At 67.2% G+C, this 20,142-nt stretch carries 17 protein-coding genes and 1 pseudogene; 15 read left to right on the plus strand and 3 right to left on the minus strand.

Translation table 11 applies throughout. The features are described from left to right. Positions 1–16 precede the first annotated feature (16 nt). The 10 genes from GONAM_RS10910 to GONAM_RS10955 all read left to right on the plus strand — a co-directional run bounded on the left by GONAM_RS10910 (position 17) and on the right by GONAM_RS10955 (position 11,266). Entirely contained in the window at positions 17–1,099 is a 1,083-nt protein-coding gene (locus tag GONAM_RS10910; RefSeq protein ID WP_006866825.1) for a formamidase, read from the plus strand. A 128-nt stretch (positions 1,100–1,227) separates the two neighbouring features. After that, the gene (locus tag GONAM_RS10915; protein ID WP_006866826.1) at positions 1,228–1,878 is read left to right on the plus strand and encodes a flavin reductase family protein; all 651 of its coding nucleotides are present in this window, start codon (positions 1,228–1,230) and stop codon (positions 1,876–1,878) included. Positions 1,879–1,895: 17 nt separating this feature from the next. Beyond that, entirely contained in the window at positions 1,896–2,678 is a 783-nt protein-coding gene (locus GONAM_RS10920; RefSeq protein WP_040536067.1) for a carbon-nitrogen hydrolase family protein, read from the plus strand. Positions 2,679–2,911: 233 nt separating this feature from the next. After that, a complete protein-coding gene (locus tag GONAM_RS10925; RefSeq protein ID WP_006866828.1) occupies positions 2,912–3,958 on the plus strand; it encodes a 2,5-dihydroxypyridine 5,6-dioxygenase NicX family protein in 1,047 nt (348 codons plus the stop codon). 5 nt (positions 3,959–3,963) lie between these two features. After that, a complete protein-coding gene (locus GONAM_RS10930; protein WP_006866829.1) occupies positions 3,964–5,232 on the plus strand; it encodes an FAD-dependent monooxygenase in 1,269 nt (422 codons plus the stop codon). 107 nt (positions 5,233–5,339) lie between these two features. Continuing rightward, complete coding sequence (locus tag GONAM_RS10935; protein ID WP_006866830.1) at positions 5,340–6,728, plus strand: MFS transporter; 1,389 nt, start codon at positions 5,340–5,342, stop codon at positions 6,726–6,728. Next, positions 6,725–7,597 carry an FAD binding domain-containing protein gene (locus GONAM_RS10940; protein ID WP_006866831.1) on the plus strand — a complete coding sequence of 291 codons (873 nt, stop codon included), beginning with the start codon at positions 6,725–6,727 and terminating at the stop codon, positions 7,595–7,597. Before GONAM_RS10935 ends, GONAM_RS10940 begins: the two co-directional genes overlap by 4 nt. Next, positions 7,594–10,029 (plus strand): xanthine dehydrogenase family protein molybdopterin-binding subunit, encoded by a 2,436-nt coding sequence (locus tag GONAM_RS10945; protein ID WP_245548607.1) that lies wholly within the window; start codon positions 7,594–7,596, stop codon positions 10,027–10,029. The genes GONAM_RS10940 and GONAM_RS10945 overlap by 4 nt, the downstream gene beginning before the upstream one ends. Further along, complete coding sequence (locus GONAM_RS10950) at positions 10,026–10,616, plus strand: (2Fe-2S)-binding protein (protein WP_006866833.1); 591 nt, start codon at positions 10,026–10,028, stop codon at positions 10,614–10,616. The genes GONAM_RS10945 and GONAM_RS10950 overlap by 4 nt, the downstream gene beginning before the upstream one ends. Beyond that, the gene (locus tag GONAM_RS10955) at positions 10,613–11,266 is read left to right on the plus strand and encodes an SRPBCC family protein (RefSeq protein ID WP_006866834.1); all 654 of its coding nucleotides are present in this window, start codon (positions 10,613–10,615) and stop codon (positions 11,264–11,266) included. Before GONAM_RS10950 ends, GONAM_RS10955 begins: the two co-directional genes overlap by 4 nt. Before the next feature lie 13 nt (positions 11,267–11,279). Here GONAM_RS10955 and GONAM_RS10960 read toward each other — a convergent pair. After that, a pseudogene (locus tag GONAM_RS10960) lies at positions 11,280–12,963 on the minus strand (DUF222 domain-containing protein). A gap of 286 nt (positions 12,964–13,249) precedes the next feature. Between GONAM_RS10960 and GONAM_RS10965 the strand changes: the two are divergent. Beyond that, complete coding sequence (locus GONAM_RS10965) at positions 13,250–14,755, plus strand: YifB family Mg chelatase-like AAA ATPase (protein ID WP_006866836.1); 1,506 nt, start codon at positions 13,250–13,252, stop codon at positions 14,753–14,755. Beyond that, on the plus strand, positions 14,755–15,891 hold the full coding sequence (gene dprA / locus GONAM_RS10970; RefSeq protein ID WP_006866837.1) for a DNA-processing protein DprA: 1,137 nt from the start codon (positions 14,755–14,757) through the stop codon (positions 15,889–15,891). Before GONAM_RS10965 ends, dprA begins: the two co-directional genes overlap by 1 nt. A 1-nt stretch (position 15,892) precedes the next feature. On the opposite strand, the gene GONAM_RS10975 is transcribed toward dprA, so the two are convergent. Further along, complete coding sequence (locus tag GONAM_RS10975) at positions 15,893–16,486, minus strand: TetR/AcrR family transcriptional regulator (protein ID WP_040536069.1); 594 nt, start codon at positions 16,484–16,486, stop codon at positions 15,893–15,895. 182 nt (positions 16,487–16,668) lie between these two features. Between GONAM_RS10975 and GONAM_RS10980 the strand changes: the two genes are divergently transcribed. Beyond that, a complete protein-coding gene (locus GONAM_RS10980; protein WP_006866839.1) occupies positions 16,669–17,535 on the plus strand; it encodes a siderophore-interacting protein in 867 nt (288 codons plus the stop codon). Positions 17,536–17,614: 79 nt separating this feature from the next. After that, positions 17,615–18,499, plus strand: a complete 885-nt coding sequence (locus tag GONAM_RS10985) for a tyrosine recombinase XerC (RefSeq protein WP_006866840.1) — start codon at positions 17,615–17,617, stop codon at positions 18,497–18,499. On the opposite strand, the gene GONAM_RS10990 is transcribed toward GONAM_RS10985, so the two are convergent. After that, complete coding sequence (locus tag GONAM_RS10990; protein ID WP_006866841.1) at positions 18,500–18,985, minus strand: M23 family metallopeptidase; 486 nt, start codon at positions 18,983–18,985, stop codon at positions 18,500–18,502. 304 nt (positions 18,986–19,289) lie between these two features. Here GONAM_RS10990 and rpsB point away from each other — a divergent pair, with 304 nt between their 5' ends. Next, positions 19,290–20,111: a 30S ribosomal protein S2 gene (gene rpsB / locus GONAM_RS10995; protein ID WP_005198990.1), complete on the plus strand. Its 822-nt coding sequence runs from the start codon at positions 19,290–19,292 to the stop codon at positions 20,109–20,111. Positions 20,112–20,142 lie beyond the last annotated feature (31 nt).

Below are 20,142 nucleotides of genomic sequence, written 5' to 3' on the forward strand. Positions count from 1 at the left end.
GAGGTGACCTCACACAATGACATTCTCGGACGGAACGAATTCAGGCGGAACGGGTTTGGGTGGACTGAACCCACCCTCCGGGGCGCTGACGCTGGCTCTGGTGCAGCAACAGGTACCGCGGGTGCGGTCTCGTGAGGACATCATGGCGGTCACGCGCTCGGTCGCGTCGATGGTGTCGGAGATCGCGGGGGCGTTCTCGAATGCGGATCTGATCGTCTTTCCCGAGTACAGCCTCCACGGTCTGCGCAAAGACGCCTGGGCGGACGACTCGCTCATGCTGGACATCGACGGGCCCGAGGTCGACGTGCTCCGCCGGGCGTGTGTCGATGCCGGCCGGTGGGCGTGTTTCAGCGTGATGGAGGCCAACCCGTCCGGTGCGCCGTTCAACGTCGCGATCATCGTCGACGATCGCGGTGAGATCGTCCTCTACCAGCGCAAACTACATCCCTGGGTACCGAAGGAACCCTGGGAGCCCGGTGACCAGGGGATCGCGGTGTGCGACGGACCCCACGGGTCCAAGCTCGCCGTTCTCATCTGTCACGACGGGATGTTCCCGGAGGTGGCGCGCGAAGCGTCCTACCTGGGGGCGAATGTGCTGCTGCGTACGGCCGGATACAAATTCCCGTTGGCTCAGGCGTGGCGGATCACCAACGAGGCCAATGCGTTTCACAATCTCGCCTTCACCGCGTCGGTGGCTCTGGCGGGGGAGGACGGCAACCACATCGCCTCGATGGGGCAGGCCATGGTGTGCGACGTCGACGGCACGATCATCGCCTTCGGCGACGGAACCCCGAATCGAGTCGTGACGACCTCGATCGTGCCCGCCACCGCCGATGCCGCACGCCGGCAATGGGGAGTGGAGAACAACATCTACCAACTCGGCCACCGAGGTTTCACCGCGGTGGCCGGGGGTGCGCGGGACTGCCCGTACACCTTCATGAAAGACCTGGTCAAGGGTGAATATCGGGTGCCGTGGGAAGCCGATGTGGAGGTGACCGACGGCACCGGTGAGGGCTACGGCCCGGCACGGGCACCGGGGTCCGACCAGGACACGGCCCGTGCCGGCTTGCGCGCTCCTGCGGCGAACCCGACGCCGTAACGGCTCTGTTAACAGTGGGCTCTTGGCGGCTCAGGGGTCGACAGAGAGAGATTTGTGTCATACGGTCGCTGCAACCGATTGCACAAGCGATTGCGATCTGCCAATCGACGAAGGAGGGCCTTTTGCCCGTGGATTCCCCAACTTCGGAACTGCGAGACATCGAGCTCGAGTCACTGTCCGATTCCGAGGTTTACAAACTACTTTCGATCGCGGTTCAACCGCGCCCGATAGCATGGGTGTCGACCGTCGGAACCGACGGAGTCGACAACCTGGCGCCGTTCAGCTTCTTCAACGTCGCGTCGCGGACGCCACCCACGTTGATGTTCTCGATCGGGGAACGTATCGGGCACCCGGGGCGTGCCAAGGACACCCTGATCAACATCGAGGCGACCGGCGAGTTCGTCGTCAACATCCCGGCGCGTGATCATGCACGGGCGGTGACCGTCAGCCATGAGACCGTCGAGTCCGACATCGACGAGTTCGTGCTCGCCTCGGTGGAGAAACGTGATTCGACGAAGGTTCGGCCGAAGGCAGTCGCCAACGCGCTGGTGTCGTTGGAATGCACTCTGCTCCAGACACTTCCGATCGGGACAGACACCGTGGTCTTCGGCAGTGTGGTGGCCGCGACGGTGCGTGGGGACGCGGTCGACGAGCGTCTGTACAGCGATCCCGACGCGGGGCTCTGGCTCGCCCGTCTGGCCGGTCCGTACTACTCCGCGGTCGTCGGGGGAGTCCACCAGGATGCCGAGGGGTCGGAGCCGCGGGGCGCGGATCGTTGAGGCAGCTCGGAATCGGAGTGGTGCAGACCAGGGCCGATGGTGAGGACCCGGGTGCACGCTTCCGCGAGATCTCCGGCCGGATCGACGAGCTCCGCGGTGCCGGGGCCGACGTCATCGTGATCCCCGAGTTCGCCATGACCGGTTACGACCTGACGGTCGACCAGCGAGGGATCGCGGCCGACGCCTCGCTACGTGCGCGAGATCTGTTGGGTCAGTGGGCGATCGCTCATCAGGTCACCCTGGTCACCGCGCTCCCGCTGCTCGACGACGACGGTGTGCTGTACGACGCCTCGGTCATCCTGGCCGCGGACGGACGTCAGTACGTCGGCGCCAAGCGTTTCCTCTGGGGCGACGAACGCGCGACCTTCACGGCCGGGCGCGGGGCGGCGTTGCTCGCCGAGGTGGACGGAATCACCATCGGCGTGCCGATCTGTTATGAGATCGGCTTCCCCGAAGTCGTTCGTGAACTCGTCCTCGCGGGTGCCGAGATCATCGCGGTGCCAGCGGCTTTCGGTCGTCCGCGCCGCCACGTGTGGGAGCTCTTCACCAGTGCTCGAGCCGTGGAGAACGGCTGCATCGTGGCCGGTGCGGGACTCTGTTCGGAGAACCTGCGGGGTCAGCCGTTCGCCGGCCACAGCACCATCGTGGATCCGTTCGGTCGGCGCCTGGTGCAACTGGGCGACGTCCCGGACGCGGCGGGTGTGGTCGTCGACCTCGCGGACATCGACCGCGCACGGGCTCAGCTGCCCTATCTGGAAGACCTGAAGTCGATCAATTCTGTTGCAGCGCTGGACAACTGAGAAACAACGACCGATAATGGACGTCGCGGGTTACGGTGAGGTTGTTAACGCACTGTGAACAAGCACCCGGACGTATTTACCCCATACAGAGTCCGCGTATAGCGTGGACGCAACCGATTGCACAAGCGATTGTCCGCCCCCTGGGCGCAACACGGTGATCGACCGTGCCGAGCCGCTACCGACGTCGTCACCCGGCCGGGATCGCACTACGGACCTACCGAACAAGGATGCACATGCCTGACCTACAGGGAATGGATCTTCTCGCCGCCTTCACGCAGGAACTCGAACTCTGCAACGTGGCCAAGGGCGAACACGTGGTGGTGCTGACCGAGCCGACCAGCCGCGACGACTACATCGCCGCGGCCTTCGGCGCGGCACAGTCGCTCGGCGCGCACGTCCTGGTGTTGACCGCTCCCGGCGGTAGCCCGGCGCCGTTGCCGAGCACCCACACCGGTGCGGGGCCCGGTTTGCAGTCGGTGCTCGCCGACCAGGTCGCCCAGGACACCCTCAAGCGGGCCGACCTCGTCGTCGATCTGACCCGCGAGGGCTTCATCCACGCACCCGTGCAGCAGGAGATCCTCGCGGCCGGGACCCGGATCATCTTCGTCTGCGACGCGCCGGAGGTCCTGATCCGCAACATGCCCGCTCGCGCGGACAAGGACCGGGTCCAGCGCGGCGTCGACCGCATCCGGACGGCATCGACGATGAGGGTGACCTCCGCGGCGGGAACCGACCTGACGGTCGAATTGCGCAACAGCGCACCGGAATTCCAGGTCGGTTACGCCGACGATCCGGGGCGCTGGGATCACTGGCCGTCGACGATGGTCCTGTGCTGGCCGGAGATCTCCAACGGCACCATCGTGCTCGACAAGGGGGACATCGTCCTCCCGTTCAAGGAGTACGTGCGCGACACGGCGGTGCTGACCGTCAGCAACGGTCAGATCGTCGACGTCAGCGGCGGCGCCGACGCACGGATGCTCTCGTACTTCCTCGACGATTCCGACGACAAATGGGCGCGCTACCTGTCCCACATGGGCTGGGGTCTGATGCGGAGCGGCGACTGGTTCGCGACCGCGATGTACGCGAAGGACGAGATCATGGGAATGGACGCACGAGCCTATGCCGGCAACTTCCTGTGGTCCACCGGGCCACACCCCGTTCTGGGCCGGGATTCCTACGCCCACCTCGACATCGCGCAGCGCGGCATGACGATCACTCTCGACGGCGAACCGGTGGTCAGCGACGGCGTCCTCGTCGACGATCTGGTCACGGAGGGCTGAGGCAGATGGTTGCCACACAGTCCTTCGAGGTCATCGTCGTCGGCGGCGGACTCGGCGGTGTCACCGCGGCATTGGCACTGCGCCGCAGGGGACTTCGGGTCACCGTCCTCGAGGCCGCCAAGGAACTCGGCGAGGTGGGTGCGGGTATCCAGACCGCACCGAACGCGAGTCGCGTCCTCATGGGAATGGGGCTGAGGTCGAAACTCGAGGCGATCAAGACCGAACCGCTGGATCAGATCCGCCGGCGTTGGGCGGACGGATCGGTGATCGGCCAGACCTCGCTCGGCCGGTTCTGCAAGGAGAATTACCTTGCGCCGTACTGGCATTACCACCGGGCCGATCTGCACTCGGTACTCGTCCACGCCTGCAGCGATCCGGACCAGCCGGGCCCCGCGGTCGACTTCCGTACCGACAGCCGGGTCGTCTCGCTCGACCAGTCCGACCCGACACGCCCCAAGGTGGGCACCGCGGACGGGGAAACCTACAGTGCCGACGTCGTGATCGGTGCCGACGGTGTCCGTTCCTCCGTCCGCGACCTGGCGGGATTCGACGACACGCTGGTCTACTCCGGTGAGATGGCCTACCGCGCACTGATTCCCGGGGAACGTATCTTCAAGGACCCGGCCACACGATTCGTGTTCGACCGATTCCAGTCGGCGATCTGGTACGGGCCGGACCGTCACCTCGTCCATTACCTGCTGCGCGGCGGCGAATACCTGAACGTCGTGGCCCTGGTGCCGTGCACCGATGAGGTTCGGGGCAACGGACCGCGAACCGCGACGGCCGCGGAACTGGCTGCCCAGTACGCCGATTGGGATGAGCGGGTGCCGGCGATGCTGTCGAAGGCCGACGACGACATCCTCGTGCAGGCGCTGTACTACCGGCGGCGGGATCCGGTGTGGGTGACCGACCGGGTCGCCCTCCTCGGGGATGCGTGTCACGCGATGCTGCCGTACCAGGCGCAGGGCGCCTCGCAGGCCATGGAGGACGCCGCGGTCCTCGCCGAGGAACTCGGCCAGGTCACCCGGGACGGTATCGACTCGGCGCTGATCCGCTACGTCTCGCGCCGCGCTAAGCATGCCGGCATGGTCCAGGACGCGTCGTTGGCGAACATGTCGCTCTACCACCTGCACGACGGGCCCGAGCAACAGGCGCGTGACCGGAAACTGGCCGAGTTCGACGGCGAATCCGTCGTGTCGTACCGCTGGTTGTGGAGTGGGACGCCACTCAACGACCCCGACAACGAAAGCTTTGAGTACAAGTTCGCGAAATGATGCACCAACCCTGAAATCAGCTGTGCCGCAACGACGCGTCGGTTGATTGATCGTTGCGCCGAGGTAGATTCCCAGGCGCAGACCACTACGTCACACACGGAGTACACATGAAATCCGGCGAGAGCGTCGTTCAAGCACTGCCATGGAAATGGAATGTCCAGGGCAGGATCTTCATCATCGGTGGCCTGGGCTACATGTTCGACGCATGGGACGTCGTCCTGAACGGGTTCCTCACCCCGCTCGTCGGCGACTACTGGGACCTCGATCTGGGCACCCGGAGCCTGGTGGCCACGGCGAACCTGATCGGCATGGCCATCGGAGCGGTGGTCTGGGGCAGCATCGCGGACAAGATGGGCCGCAAGAAGGCCTTCAGCGTCACGATGCTGATCTTCGCGCTGTTCTCGGTCATCGGTGCCTTCTCGGTGAACTTCGAGATGTTCATCCTCTTCCGCTTCCTCGCCGGATTCGGCCTCGGTGGTTGCATACCGGTCGATTACGCGCTGGTCAGCGAGTTCTCGCCACGTCGGCTGCGCGGCCGCATCCTGGCCGCGATGGACGTGTGGTGGCCGATCGGCGGCACCATCTGCGGCGTGGTGGCAACGCTCCTGGTCCCGGTCGAGGCCGACACCCGGTGGCGTGCGATGTTGATCTTCATGGTGCTGCCCGCACTGTTGCTGTTCTGGGTGCGGCGGGGCATTCCCGAGTCGCCGATCTACCTCGCACGGACCGGGCAGGCCGACAAGGCCCGTGCGGTGATCGACGACATGGTGGCGCGGACCGGAGCAGAGCCCGAGGTCTACACGATCTCCGATCCTGCTCCGGCGGAGAAGATGTCGTGGCGTATCGCGATCACCCAGCTGCGCGACGTGTGGCGGTTCAACCCGCGCATCACCGCGACGGCTTGGGCCCTGTTCATCACGATCATGTTGCTCTACTACGCAGCCCTGAGCTGGATGCCCTCGATTCTGCGTGAACAGGGCCACGGGGACACCGCGGCATTCGCCGGGACGACCCTGATGACCGGTGTGGGCATCGTCGGCGTCCTCACCTCGGCGTGGTTGTGCGAGGCCTACGGACGCAAATGGGTGATCGGGCTCTCGGGTCCGCTGGCCGGGCTGGCCGTCGCACTCTTCGCGGCCACCCTGAACGCCGGCACCATCTCGCTGGTCTTCCTCTGCATCTTCGGCTTCCTGATCCAGCTGACCATCCCAGTCTTGTATGCCTATGTCTCCGAGCTCTATCCGACCGAGATCCGGGCCAGCGGCTTCGGGTGGGCGTCGGCAGTGAGCCGCGTGGCCACCGGGTTCGCGCCGCTGTTGTTCGGCACCCTCCTGTGGCCGGTGGTCGGCTTGACCGCGACCTTCGCCATCGCCGGTGTGCTGGTCCTGGCCGCGGTGTGCTGGATGATCGTCGGATCGCCGGAGACGAAGGGACGCGAACTCGACGACATCGGCGTGGAACCGGAAACCCCCGTCGCCGACGGTGTCACCTCGTGAAACCCTCGTCCTTCGGATATCACCGGGCTAGTTCGGTCTCCACGGCCTGCCGCCTCCTCGCCGAACTCGGTGAGGATGCCAAGATCCTCGCCGGCGGCCAGTCGCTCGTCGCGATGATGGCGTTCCGACTCGCTCGCCCGAGTGACCTCCTCGACATCGGGGGAGTCGACGAACTCGACTACCTGGACGTGGGGCCGGCGGAGCTGCGGATCGGTGCGCTCACCACCCATCATCGGGCCGAGAAGGCGCAAGAAGTGTTGACCGACAACGGGTTCGGGGTCATCGCCAGAACGATGCCCTACATCGGGCACCTGCCCATCCGGACCAGGGGGACCGTCGGCGGCAGTCTGGCCCACGCCGATGCCACCGCCGAGTGGTGCCTGCTGGCCGAACTGCTGGATGCGCAGATCGTGGTCACCTCGGTGCGCGGGGAGCGCATCATCGATGCCCACGAGTTCTTCTTCGGGTTCTTCGCCACCGCACTCGACGAGGACGAACTCATCACCGAGTTGCGGTTCCCGCGTCCGGCGCCGAATGCGGCGGTCGCCGAGTTCGCCAATCGGCACGGGGATTTCGCCGTCGTCGCCGCCGGGGTGGATCTCGACGTCGATCCGGCTGCCGGAGTCCGGGCGGGTCGCGTCGCGCTGGCGGGCACACAGCCGGTGCCGGTGACGATCGCCGCTGCCGGTGAGGTGCTGGCCGACTGTGGGGAACTCACCCCACACCTGGTCGATGCCTGTGTGGAGGCCGCCGTCGCCGAGCTGGACCTCACCGATCAGGCCGACCCGGAATACGTACGCGGGGTGGCCCGTACGCAGATCCGTTCCGCGCTGTGGTCAGCAGCGCCCGAGGAAGTCAGGAGCCGATGATGTCAGCACCGTCGTTGACCGGGCCGGAGACGATGCTGCGAGGCGGCTCATGGGTCGGACGATCCGTACGACGCCGCGAGGACGGACGCCTTCTCCGCGGCACCGGCCGCTTCCTGGACGACATCGAGCTGCCCGGCATGGTTCATGCCCAGTTCGTCCGCTCCACCATCGCAGCGGGGACCTTCGCCGACCTCCGGCTGGACCGGGTACGCGAGATGTCGGGAGTCTGCGCCGCCTTCACCGCGACCGACCTGGACCTGGCCCCGATGGCCCCGTCGCTCGACCGGCCGCTGTCGGAGTTCGTGCCGACCGAGATGCCGATCCTCGCCGACCGCGAGGTGCGGTACGTCGGCGAACCGATCGCGATCGTGGTGGCCGAGGACGCGTATCGCGTCGAGGACGCGCTCGAGTCGGTGGAGGTGACCTACCACTACACCCAGGCGATCACCGGTATGACCGATGCGCTGGCACCCGAGGCGCCGCTGGTGCATGCCGCCGCGGCGAACAACACCCTGGTCGACGTGTCGATGTTCGACACCGAGGGCGTCGACGAGGCCTTCGAGAGCGCCGATTGCGTTGTGTCCGTGACCTGTTCGACCGGGCGGCAGAATGCGCTCCCGATGGAGACCCGCGGCGCGATCGCCGAATGGGACGAACGCAACGAACAGCTCGTGGTCCACACGCCCAGCCAGGTTCCGCATCAGGTCCGCACCGTGATCTCGAAGTGCCTGGGTATCGACGAGCGCAAGGTCCGTGTGATCGTCCCCGACATGGGCGGCGGCTTCGGCATCAAGTGCGTCGTCGGACGCGAAGAGGTCGCGGTGGCTGCCGCCGCGCTCCGGTTGCGCCGGCCGGTCAAGTGGATCGAGGACCGACGCGACGCCCTGACCGCATCGTTCCTCGCACGCGAGCAGCATTACGAGGCCAAGGCGGCGTTCGCTGCCGACGGTTCGATTCTCGCGCTGGCCGCGGATGTTGTCTGCGACATGGGTGCGTACAGCTGCTACCCGTTCACCGCGGGTATCGAACCGCTGATGGCCGCAACGGAGATGCCGGGGGTGTATCGGGTGCCGGAGTACCGGGTCCGGGCCCGCGCGATCACCACCAACAAGGCCCCGACCGCGCCGTATCGAGGCGTGAGCCGCCCGCAGTACGTCATGGTCATGGAGCGCCTGATGGAGCGCGCGGCCCGCGAACTCGAGATGGACCCGCTCGAAGTGCGCCGGCAGAACCTGATCGACGTATTTCCCTACACCGGGGTCAACAACGTGACCTACGATCCCGGCTCCTATCGGGAGTCCCTGGATCTGTGCGAGTCCGTCCTGGCCGACGAGGGATGGTTCACCCTGCGTGACGAGGCGCGGGCCGAAGGTCGGCACGTCGGTATCGGCTTCTCCTGCTTCAGCGAACGGACCGGCTACGGGTCGGCCGCCTTCGCCGCCCGCAAGATGGACGTCGTCCCGGGATTCGACATCTCCGAGATCCGGATGGACACCAGCGGAACGGTCGTGGTCACCACCGGAACGCTCAGCCACGGCCAGAGTCACGAGACGACCATGGCGCAGATCGTCGCCGACCGCCTCGGTCTGTCCATCGAGCAGGTGCGGATCTCGCAGGGTGACACCGAGCGGATCACCTACGGCTTCGGCAGTTTCGCTAGCCGGTCGATCACCATCGGCGGCAGCGCCGTAGCACTCGCGGCCGGCAAGCTCGGTGAGAAACTCCTCGACATCGCAGCCCACCTGCTCGACACACACCGCGAGAACGTTCGACTCGGCCAAGGGCGCGTCGAACTCGTCGACGAGCCGACGCGTGGCTTGAGTTATCGGGACATCGCCGACGTGGCCTACCTGAAGGCGCATCTGCTGCCCAAGGAATGCGAGCCGGGTCTGAACGCCACGGCCAGTTTCGACGTCGCAGGCGACGGAACGTTCTCCAACGCCACCCACGGCGTCGTCGTCGAATTACACCCGGGCACCGGCAAAGTCGAGATCCTTCGGTACTACTGCGTCGAGGATTGCGGGGTCGCGATCAACCCGCAGGTCGTCGACGGGCAGGCCCGCGGCGGCATCGCCCAGGGCATCGCGGGCGCGCTGTTCGAGGAGGTCACCTACGACCCGACGGGACAACCGCTGGTCGCCAGCTTCATCGACTACCAGGTCCCGACCGCCTCCGAGATCCCCGACGTCGGCATCTCGCACCTCGAGACCCCCTGCCTGTTCACCGAATCCGGGGCCAAGGGCGCCGGCGAGGGCGGCACGATCGGGGCTCCGGCAGCGGTCCTCAACGCCGTCAACGATGCCCTGTCGTCGACGGGGATCGAACTGGACAACACACCCATCCATCCGCACATGGTGGCGGCAGCTCTCGCCGGCGCCCACGGTCACGACGCGGCCGACGGATACACCGAACGACAAGGGGAGCAGAGATGACATCCACCGAAGAGAGCACCGGGCCCACCGAGGCCGAGAAGGTCCTGATCGAACTCCGGGTCAACGGCGTCACGCGCGAACTGATCACCGAACCCCGCCGAACCCTCGTCGACGCGCTGCGCCACGACTTGCGGCTCACCGGAACCCATGTCGGCTGCGAACACGGCGTCTGCGGCTCTTGCACGGTGCTCGTCGACGGTGCGCCGGCGCGTTCGTGCCTGATGTTCGCGGTCCAGGCCGAGAACCACGAGATCACCACGGTCGAATCGCTGGAGGAGTCCGACGGGTCTCTGGGAGATCTGCAGAGCTGCTTCTCCCGTAATCACGGTCTGCAGTGCGGGTTCTGCACGCCGGGCTTCCTGATGCTCGCGGAGGGGTATCTGGCCGAGAACCCCGCACCGACCCGCGAGGAGGTGCGCGAGGTGGTGGCGAGCAACTACTGCCGCTGCACCGGCTACCAGACCATCGTCGACAGCATCGTCGAATGTGCCGAGCTACGCAGGCAAGGCCACGACGGAGGGCCCGGGATGTGCGGCCACGGCTCGCCGACGACCGAAGACACCACGACAGAGGAGATTTCGCGATGAAACTGGAGAACACGGTCACCATTGCCGCACCTCCGTCCGAGGTGTTCACCCTCATCAACGATGTGGAGCGGGTCGCCACCTGTGTTCCCGGCGCAACCCTGACCGGTCGGGACGGGGATGCCTACACCGGCGGGGTCAAGGTCAAGGTCGGCCCGATCGCCGCGGCGTACCAGGGAACCCTGAGGTTCGTCGAGATCGACGAGATCAACCACACGCTGGTCATGGAGGGCTCGGGTGCGGACTCGCACGGCAACGGCGGCGCTCAGGCGAGCGTGCGGTTGGCAGTTGTGCCCGACGGCACCGGCTCCCAACTCCGCGTCGACACGGACGTGTTGCTCAGCGGCAAGATCGTCGCCTTCGGCAAGTCCGCGATCGTCGCCGTGTCCAACAAGATCATGGGGCAGTTCGCCGACAACGTCTCGGCACTGCTCACCGGACCGGCGTCCGCCGTGACCGCACAGCCCGGTCTGCCGGCTGCTGCTGCGTCCTCGCCGACGGCTGTTCCGCAGACGGTCTCGAATGGTTCGGGTGACCTGGACATGATGGCGTTCCTGCCGGCCGGTACGGCGAAGGCCGTCACCTACGCCGGCATCTTCGTGGCCGGTATCGCCGAAGGGTTGCTCATCGCACGGGCTTTCGGCCGACGCTGACACGGACTGCCAGTCAGAACGGCGCCGGACCGTCCTCGACCTGGCGACGCTCACGCTCTCGCTTGTTGCGGGCACGTTCGGCCCTCCGCCGGGCGTGCTTCGCGGCGGTTCGGTTGGTCGGCGTCGGGGTGTCGTCACCGGTGATGATCCGTGGGGTGGGTGGCGCTTGAGCAGGTTGCTCGAAGCGGATGCGGCGCAGGTTGGGGAACAGATCTTCGAGGGTTTCGGCGTCGCCGCGGATTCGGTAGCCCTCTGGGGTGACGTACTCGGTGACCAGACGGCCGTCGTCGTCGCGGTACTGGACGTCGATCCAGTCGCCAAAGGTTTTGTGCAGGTGCCCGTACCGGCATTTGGCGTTGAGGTTCTCACTGGAGGTGAGTCCACCGCGGGTCGGGCGCTGTCGGTCGAACTCGGCGACGTGGTCGAGGTCGCAAGTGAAAGACGACTGCTCACAACCGGGCTCGGTGCAGTAGCCGTCGCGGATGCGGACGAAGTCGGCGCACGCGGTGGTCGGGCGGTAGGGGTCGGACGGCTGGGAACCGGGATAGACGACTATGACATCCGGTGACGTTGCTTCGGCATCGTTCGGCGCGGTCGGCTCAGCGATCGGTGCGGCTGCGGGTTGCGGGCGTCTGGCTTCGCGGTCGTGTGCGTCACGCTCGTCGTGCTTGCTTGCCGGCGAGGGCGTTTCGGCCGCAATCCGTGTGGGTGCCGTGCGGACCGGAGTCACGGGTTTGATGGTGGCGTCGGGTCGGTGGGCGAGGTCGCGGACGTGCTCATCGGAGATGACGCCGTGCCCGTCGATCCAGCCGATCCCGGGTGCGCCGGCCAGTGTCGCGGCATCGGTGACGACGTGGATGACGATCTCGCGCACCGACGCGACCGCCGCCCGGGGTTCGCGAACCTCGGCCGTGCAGTTGTCACGATCGCAGCTGCATTCGAACAGAGTGCCGGTCAGGAGGGCGAACATCGCGTCGGAGTTGCGTTGTCCGACGGTGCGGCCGTCGTGCTTGCACACCGAATCTGCCAGCACGCGAACGGCCTTGGCGGCGATGCGCACGTTCTCCGCGGCCATCACTCCGGTGATCTCGGCGGTGCCGTCGTCGAGGGTGTGTGTATGCATCCCGCGGTTGTCGAGCGCCTCTTTGCGGCGTTCGCGGACCAGGTCTGGGTCGTGACGGAACACCAGGCGGTCGACCATGTCGCGCAGCCGGGCTCGCGTCCAAGAGCCCTTTCTGTTGCGGAGAGTGGCGGCGATCTCGGCGTCGAGGATGGGAGTGATCGATGAGTCGGGCGGGACGAGTGCGGTGCGGGACAGGATTACCTGCAGCTGCCAGCGGGTGGTGATTCCGTCGCGCAGGGTGTCCAGTACCTCGGGGAGGTTCTCGTGCAGGGTGATTGTTCCGTCGATGAGGATCTCGGCTTGGCGTCGTGTCAAAGACAGCTGGCGCGACACCCGCTGGACGCACTCGGCCTCACCGGTGACGACGATCCCGCCGTCGAAGGTGTAGCGGGTGCTTATACAGCGTTCGGCGATCGCGTGCACCGTCTTGTATCGGGCCCCAGTGTTCGTAGGATTCGCGACGCTGAGACGCCTTGAGTTCGTCCATGAGGGAGTACATGTCGGCGTCGTAGGGGTGGGCTGGATCGATCCCGGCGAGATACCCGCCCTTCGGATCGATCCGATTCCCCGACACCCTGCCCCCAGAAGTGTTGCGGCGCCGACCCGATCGATCGGCTCACCTACTGACAACCAATGTAGACCCGACCACCGACAAACCCGGACCGTCGTCCACAGGCGTCATCTCGCTACACAGATGCGCCGCAACAAGGTTGGCTGAGATGAAGTCGCATGCGACACCGAAGGTGTGCAGGGCTGCCGGTCAAGCCGGTGATGTGGATATCGGAGAGGTGATCCACAGATCACTCGCCGGGCGACTGTAGGCCGGTTCGCCGGCGTGATCCTTCGACAGACTGTGCTCCATGTTGGGGCAAACACAGTCGGTGGGGCTCAATGCCTTCGCCGCTCGGGTCGTCGACGTGCAGGCCAGTGTCGGATCGGGGTTGCCCGGCTTCGCGGTGACCGGTAACCCCGATCCGTCGGTGCGCGAGGCGCGCGACCGGGTGCGGGCGGCGGTCAAGAACTCGGGGTTCAAGTTCCCCGACCTGAATGTGACGGTGGCGCTCTCGCCGGCAGACATGCCGAAGGTCGGTTCGGGTTTCGATCTGGCCATGGCGATCGCGATTCTGGCTGCGACCGAACAGGTGTCGTCGGAGAAGCTGACGTCGACGATCTTCCTCGGCGAACTCGGCCTCGACGGGAACGTCCGGCCGATACGCGGAGTGCTGCCGGCGGTGATCGCCGCGCGACAGGCGGGTTATCGGCGTGCGGTGGTACCGATCGAGACGGTAGCCGAAGCGGCGCTGGTCGACGGGATGGACGTCGGCGGCGCGACGAGTCTCAAAGAGGTGGTCGCCTGGCTTGCGGGTGACCTCGTACTCGACAACTTCCACCGAACGCCGACCACGAAGCCGCCACCGATTCCGGACATGGCCGACGTCGTGGGGCAGCACGAGGCGCGGCACGCACTCGAGATCGCTGCGGCCGGAGCGCATCACGTCCTCATGACCGGGTCGCCGGGTATCGGGAAGACGATGCTCGCACGACGCCTCCCCGGCATTCTGCCGCCACTGGGTGTCGAGGACTCCCTCGAGGTGACGGCGATCCACTCGCTCGTAGGGGAGCTGTCACCGGGTCGCCCGCTCATCACCGAGCCGCCGTTCGTCGCTCCGCACCACAGTTCGTCGACGACGGCGCTGCTCGGCGGCGGTACCGGCTTCGCCCGGCCGGGCGCGGTCTCCAAGGCACATCGGGGTGTGCTGTTCCTCGACGAATGCGCCGAGATGAGCGCGAAAGTCCTGGAGTCCCTGCGGGAACCATTGGAAGACGGCGAGGTGCGGGTGCCGCGGCGGGATGGGGTCGCGACGTATCCGGCGCGGTTCCAGCTCATTCTCGCAGCGAACCCGTGTCCGTGTGCACCCGCGCATGATGTCGACTGCGTGTGCACGGCAGTGGTCCGACGACGCTACCTGGGCAAGCTTTCCGGACCCCTGCTCGACCGCGTCGACATCCGTGTCCGTATGGACCCACCGGGAAATGCGGCGCTGATGAGCGGTGCAGGGGAGTCGAGTGCCGAGGTGCGGGCACGAGTCACCGCCGCGCGTGCGGCAGCGATCGAACGGTGGTCGGAATTCGGGTGGCGCACCAACGCCGAGGTGCCGGGCGCGGCCCTACGGCAGAAGTTCCGGCTACCACCGGAGTCCCTACGTCCCATCGAACTGTTCCTCCGGGACGGCCGGGTGACGGCACGTGGCGCCGACCGGGCGTTGCGACTGGCCTGGACCCTCAGCGATCTGCGGGGCACCGAGAGTCCCGTCGAAGACGATGTCGCACAGGCACTTCTGTACCGAGACCGAGGAGCAACGTGATGAGTGGCAAGTACCCGTCGGAGCTGACGGCGTGGGCCTACCTGGCACGCGTGGCCGAGCCGCCGTGTGCGGACGTGATCACCCTGGTGGACCAGGTCGGTGCGGTCGACGCGGCATCGGCGATTCGTGAACGCGCTGTCCCGGACGGTCACGAACCGGTTCTGGCGGCAACCGCGGCGCGGTACGAATCCGACCGTGCGACCGAGGATCTCGACGCGGCCGCCGCGATCGGTGCACGGCTGGTCACCCGATCCGATCCCGAGTGGCCGGCCTGGTCGCTCCTCGCCCTCGGCCAGGCCGACACCGCCGCACGCGGCGGCGAGCCACTGGCCCTCTGGGTGCGTGGTCCGGCGCGGCTCGACGATCTCGCCGCGGCCTCGATCGCGCTCATCGGGTCCCGCGCAGCGTCGTCCTACGGCGGGCACGTCACGCAGATGCTGGCCTCGGGGTTGTCGGGCGAGGGTTTCGCGGTGATCTCCGGTGGCGCCTTCGGGATCGACGGGGTGGCGCACCGCGCCGTTGTCGCGGCCGGCGGGGTCACCGCGGCGGTGATGGCCTGCGGCATCGACCGCGACTATCCGGCTGCGCATTCCGCGCTGCTGGCGGAGATCGCCCGGACCGGCGCGATCATCAGCGAGTACCCGCCGGGCACGACGGCCGCCAAACATCGGTTCTTGACGCGCAATCGGCTGGTCGCGTCACTGTCGGGGGCGACCGTCGTCGTGGAGGCCGGCAGACGTTCGGGCGCGGCGAACACCGCCGCCTGGGCGCGGAAACTCGGTCGGCCACTCGGTGCGGTGCCGGGACCGGTGACGTCGGCGACCTCCGTCGGATGTCATCGGATGATCGCCGACGGGCTGGCGGTGCTGGTCTCCGACGTCGCGTCGGCGGTGAACCTCGTCCGGCCCGACGGCGGGGGAGACATCGGCCGGGGGAGGGTGAAGAGAACCGATGGCCTCAGCGCCGAGCAGCTGCGCGTGCACGACGCAATTCCGGGCAGGGGTGGCGTGGGGATCCAGGAGATCGCCTTCGCGGCAGGACTCGAGGTGCCGGTCGTCCGGGCGGCGTTGGCGCGACTGGACATCGACGGGCTGGTGGAGAACGTCGGCGGTCAGTGGCGACTGGCCACCGGCTGACTCACTTGCGCGTCAGGATGTCGAGGAAGATGCGCAGGTCGTCGGCCGTCGCTTCACCGAGCCGTCCGTGCGCGTGGACGAAGCCGATCCCCGCGTAGAGCAGCGTCGTCGCGCGGGCATGGGCCTCGGCCTCGTCGAAGCCGAGTTCGCGCATCGCCTGATGGGACATCTGGAAGATCTGGCCGTCGAGTTCGGAGATCGAGTCGGCGATCGTCCCGTCGGTCTCGGCCCACCGGCGCATCGCGGCTTCCATCCGCCACCTGCGCGGATCGGACACGAGCTGCGCCATACCCTCGATGCGCTCGACCGGCGGGAGCTCCTCGAGGTCCGCCATCCGCGCCACGGCGGCGGCCTGACCCTTGCGACAGTGGTCGGCGAGTTCGGACTTCATCGTCGCGATGTCGGTGAAATGCCAGTAGAAACTGCCCTTGGTGACCCCGAGCCGGGCGCTCAGGCGGGAGATCTTCAGACCGTCGATGCCGTCTTCGAGGAGAACCTCCACGGCGGCGTCGAGCCAGTCGTCGGCGCCCAGACGCGAGCTACGGACGGGAGCACTGTCCACTACGGATCGGGGTTCCACTGGTTGCTCCGGCATGGAATCGCCTCTGGTCGGGGTCTCGCGACGTCTGATCTGAAGAATTGCGAACTCTCGGATCACATCGCTTGATCGTGAGAAAACCTTACAAGGGGCCTCCAACGGCTTCCTCGGACAAACCGGCACCGCGTCTTAGGCTCGCCTAAGTAATAGGCGTAAGGTGAACGCGACAAGGAGGTTCCATGGCCAAGCGCGTGAACACGATGACGGTGCTCCGTCGTGAGCAGATCAGCCCGCACTTCGTCCGGCTGTACCTCGGCGGCGACGGGTTCGACGACTTCCAGGTGGCGGTCGGTGCTTCCGGTGACGCCGACACCGACATGTACGTGAAATTCATCTTCGCGCCGGAGGGCGTGACCTACCCGGAGCCCTTCGACCTCGCCGAGGTCCGGGCCACGCTGCCGCCCGAGCAGCAACCGGTCCTGCGCACCTACACCGTCCGCCGCGTCGACCCGCAGGCGCGCGAGATCCTCGTCGACTTCGTCGTCCACGGTGACGAGGGCATCGCCGGACCGTGGGCCGCATCGGTGGAGCCGGGGGAGACCGTGCGGTTCATCGGCCCGGGCAGTGGATATCGGCCGAAGTCGGATGCCCCGTGGCACCTCCTCGCCGCCGACGAGGCCGGGCTGCCCGCCGTGGCCGCCGCTCTCGAATCGCTTCCCGCCGACGCGATCGCCAAGGTGTTCATCGAGGTCGCCGGACCCGAGGACGAGCTCGACCTCATCGCACCCCCGGGTGCGGAGATCGTCTGGGTCCACCGTGGCGGACCGGCCGGCGAGGTCGACGACTCGGTCGCCGGCGACAACGCGCCCCTGATCGCAGCCGTCCGCGACGCGGAATGGCTCGACGGCGAACCGCATGTCTTCATCCACGGTGAGGCACAGGCCGTCATGCACAACCTGCGCAGCTACATCCGCAAGGAACGCAAGGTCAGCCCGGCCAACGCCTCGATCTCCGGATATTGGCGCCGCGGCCGCACCGAAGAAGGCTTCCGGACCTGGAAGGCCGAGCTACGCGCTGCCGAGGAAGCCGCACCGGCCGGCCGATAGGCACGCGGCAGGCATCGATCCGGCCACGGCACCGCGTGTGGGGTTGCACCCGCCCCCGGCGCGCGATGTGCTGGCAGGCATGCTCGACGACTTCGCCGATCACCTGCGCCTGGAGAAGGGTCGCAGTGAACACACCATCCGCGCCTACGTCGGTGGTGCGCGTGCGTTGCTGTCGTTCGCCGGTGCCCGTGGAGTGGCCGCGGCGGACATCGACCTCGCCCTTCTGCGGGCCTGGCTGGCCGAGCTGACGCAACGCGGCGCCGCCCGTACGACAATCGCGCGACAGGTCTCCGCGGCGAAGACCTTCTGCGCGTGGGCGGTTCGCGAGGGCATCATGGCCGCTGACCCCTCGCAGCGACTCAAGGCGCCGAAAGCCCACCGCACACTCCCGGCCGTCCTCGCACCCGGACAGGCCGACGCCGCGATCGGAGCGACCGCGCAGGAGCGCGATCCCGGCGACCCGATCGCACTCCGGAACCGGTTGATCCTGGAATTGTTGTACGCCAGCGGTATTCGCGTCGGCGAATTGTGTGGTCTCGACGTCGACGACATCGACACGGGGCGTCGAATCCTGCGCGTGATCGGCAAGGGCGACAAGGAACGGTCCGTGCCCTACGGCGAACCCGCGGCCAAGGCCATCGACGACTGGCTGCGACGCGGGCGTCCGGCGCTGGCCACCGAGGCATCCGGACCGGCGCTGCTCCTCGGCGCGCGCGGCGGAAGACTCGACCAGCGGATGGCACGGTCGGTGGTGTCGGAGGCGGTCCAGGCCGCCGGTGGCCCGGCGATGGGACCGCACGGCCTCCGGCACAGCGCCGCGACACACCTTCTCGAAGGTGGTGCCGACCTACGCGTCGTGCAGGAGCTGCTCGGGCACTCCTCACTGGCGACGACGCAGATCTACACCCATGTGAGCGTCGAACGCCTCCGTGCGGTGCACCGTCAAGCCCATCCTCGAGCGTGATCACGGCGGCTCCGGGCCGAGCGGTTTGAGCCGCACCCGCACGGCTCCGAGCAGCCCCAGGGGATTGAGGTACTCGGCATCGCGCCCGGCCCCGCGTCGTGCGCCCCAGTGCAGACACGCCAGCGTCGGACATCCCGGATGCCCGGCGACGAGCGTGCCGATCGGCTCGCCCCGGTACACATGGTCGCCCTCGTCGACGGACGCCTCGACGGGCTCGTAGGTGGTGATCAGCCCGTCCGGGTGCTGCACCGAGACCACCGGACGACCCGCCACCCGACCCGCGAACCGCACCCGGCCGGCACCGGCCGCAGAGACCGCGACACCGGGCACGGCCGCGAGGTCGACGCCGCGATGCCCCGGTTGCCACCGTTTCTCCGGCGCATCGAAGCCGGTCACGACGGTGGGACGCGGTGACAGCGGAGCGGAATAGGTACGCGGCGCGGCATTACCCTGGGACGGTGTCGAGCACAGGATGACCAGGAACAAGGACGCCGCCGACGCGGTGCGGGAACACGAGGTGTGCACTCCTGTTGGACGCACCGGAGCGCGATCCGGATCCATCGCCGGGGCAGGGGGCCGGAGCGTTTTGGTTTTCGCTGGTCGACGCGCGTAAACTCTCGTCCGCACCTCATCGGTTGTTGATGGGGTGACTTCGCGCGCCTGCGACACCACGCCGAATGTGCAGTCCCGGACCCGGTCATCGACCGGAATCGGGTGACATTCCGCCGGCAGGCGCCAGGGTCGGACACCAACCCGGTGCCGACAGACAACTGCGACAAAAGGAAATCTCATGGCTGTCGTGACCATGAAGCAGCTGCTTGACAGCGGCGCACACTTCGGGCACCAGACCCGCCGTTGGAACCCGAAGATGAAGCGATTCATCTTCACCGACCGCAACGGCATCTACATCATCGATCTGCAGCAGACGCTGACCTACATCGACAAGGCCTACGAGTTCGTCAAGGAGACCGTCGCCCACGGCGGCACCATCCTGTTCGTCGGCACCAAGAAGCAGGCTCAGGAGTCCATCGCCGCTGAGGCCACCCGCGTCGGTATGCCTTACGTCAACCAGCGTTGGCTCGGCGGCATGCTCACCAACTTCAACACCGTGCACAAGCGTCTCCAGCGCATGAAGGAGCTGGAGACCATGGAGCAGACCGGTGGCTTCGAGGGTCGCACCAAGAAGGAGATCTTGATGCTGACCCGCGAGAAGAACAAGCTCGAGCGCACGCTCGGCGGTATCCGCGACATGGCCAAGGTCCCCTCGGCCGTGTGGGTCGTCGACACCAACAAGGAGCACATCGCCGTCGGTGAGGCTCGCAAGCTGAACATCCCGGTCATCGCGATCCTGGACACCAACTGCGACCCCGACCTCGTCGACTACCCGATCCCGGGCAACGACGACGCCATCCGTTCGGCTGCTCTGCTGACCCGCGTCGTGGCCTCGGCCGTCGCCGAGGGCCTGCAGGCCCGCGCCGGCGCCGCCGGTGGCGACGCCAAGCCGGAAGCAGCCGCAGGCGAGCCGCTCGCCGAGTGGGAGCAGGAACTGCTGACCCAGGCCGCGGCTCCGGCCGGTGGCGAAGCAGCCACCGACGCGCCGGCTGCCCAGTAACACCTGCCGCAGCAATTCGGTCCCACCACAC

Source organism: Gordonia namibiensis NBRC 108229 (assembly GCF_000298235.1).
GTDB lineage: Bacteria > Actinomycetota > Actinomycetes > Mycobacteriales > Mycobacteriaceae > Gordonia > Gordonia namibiensis.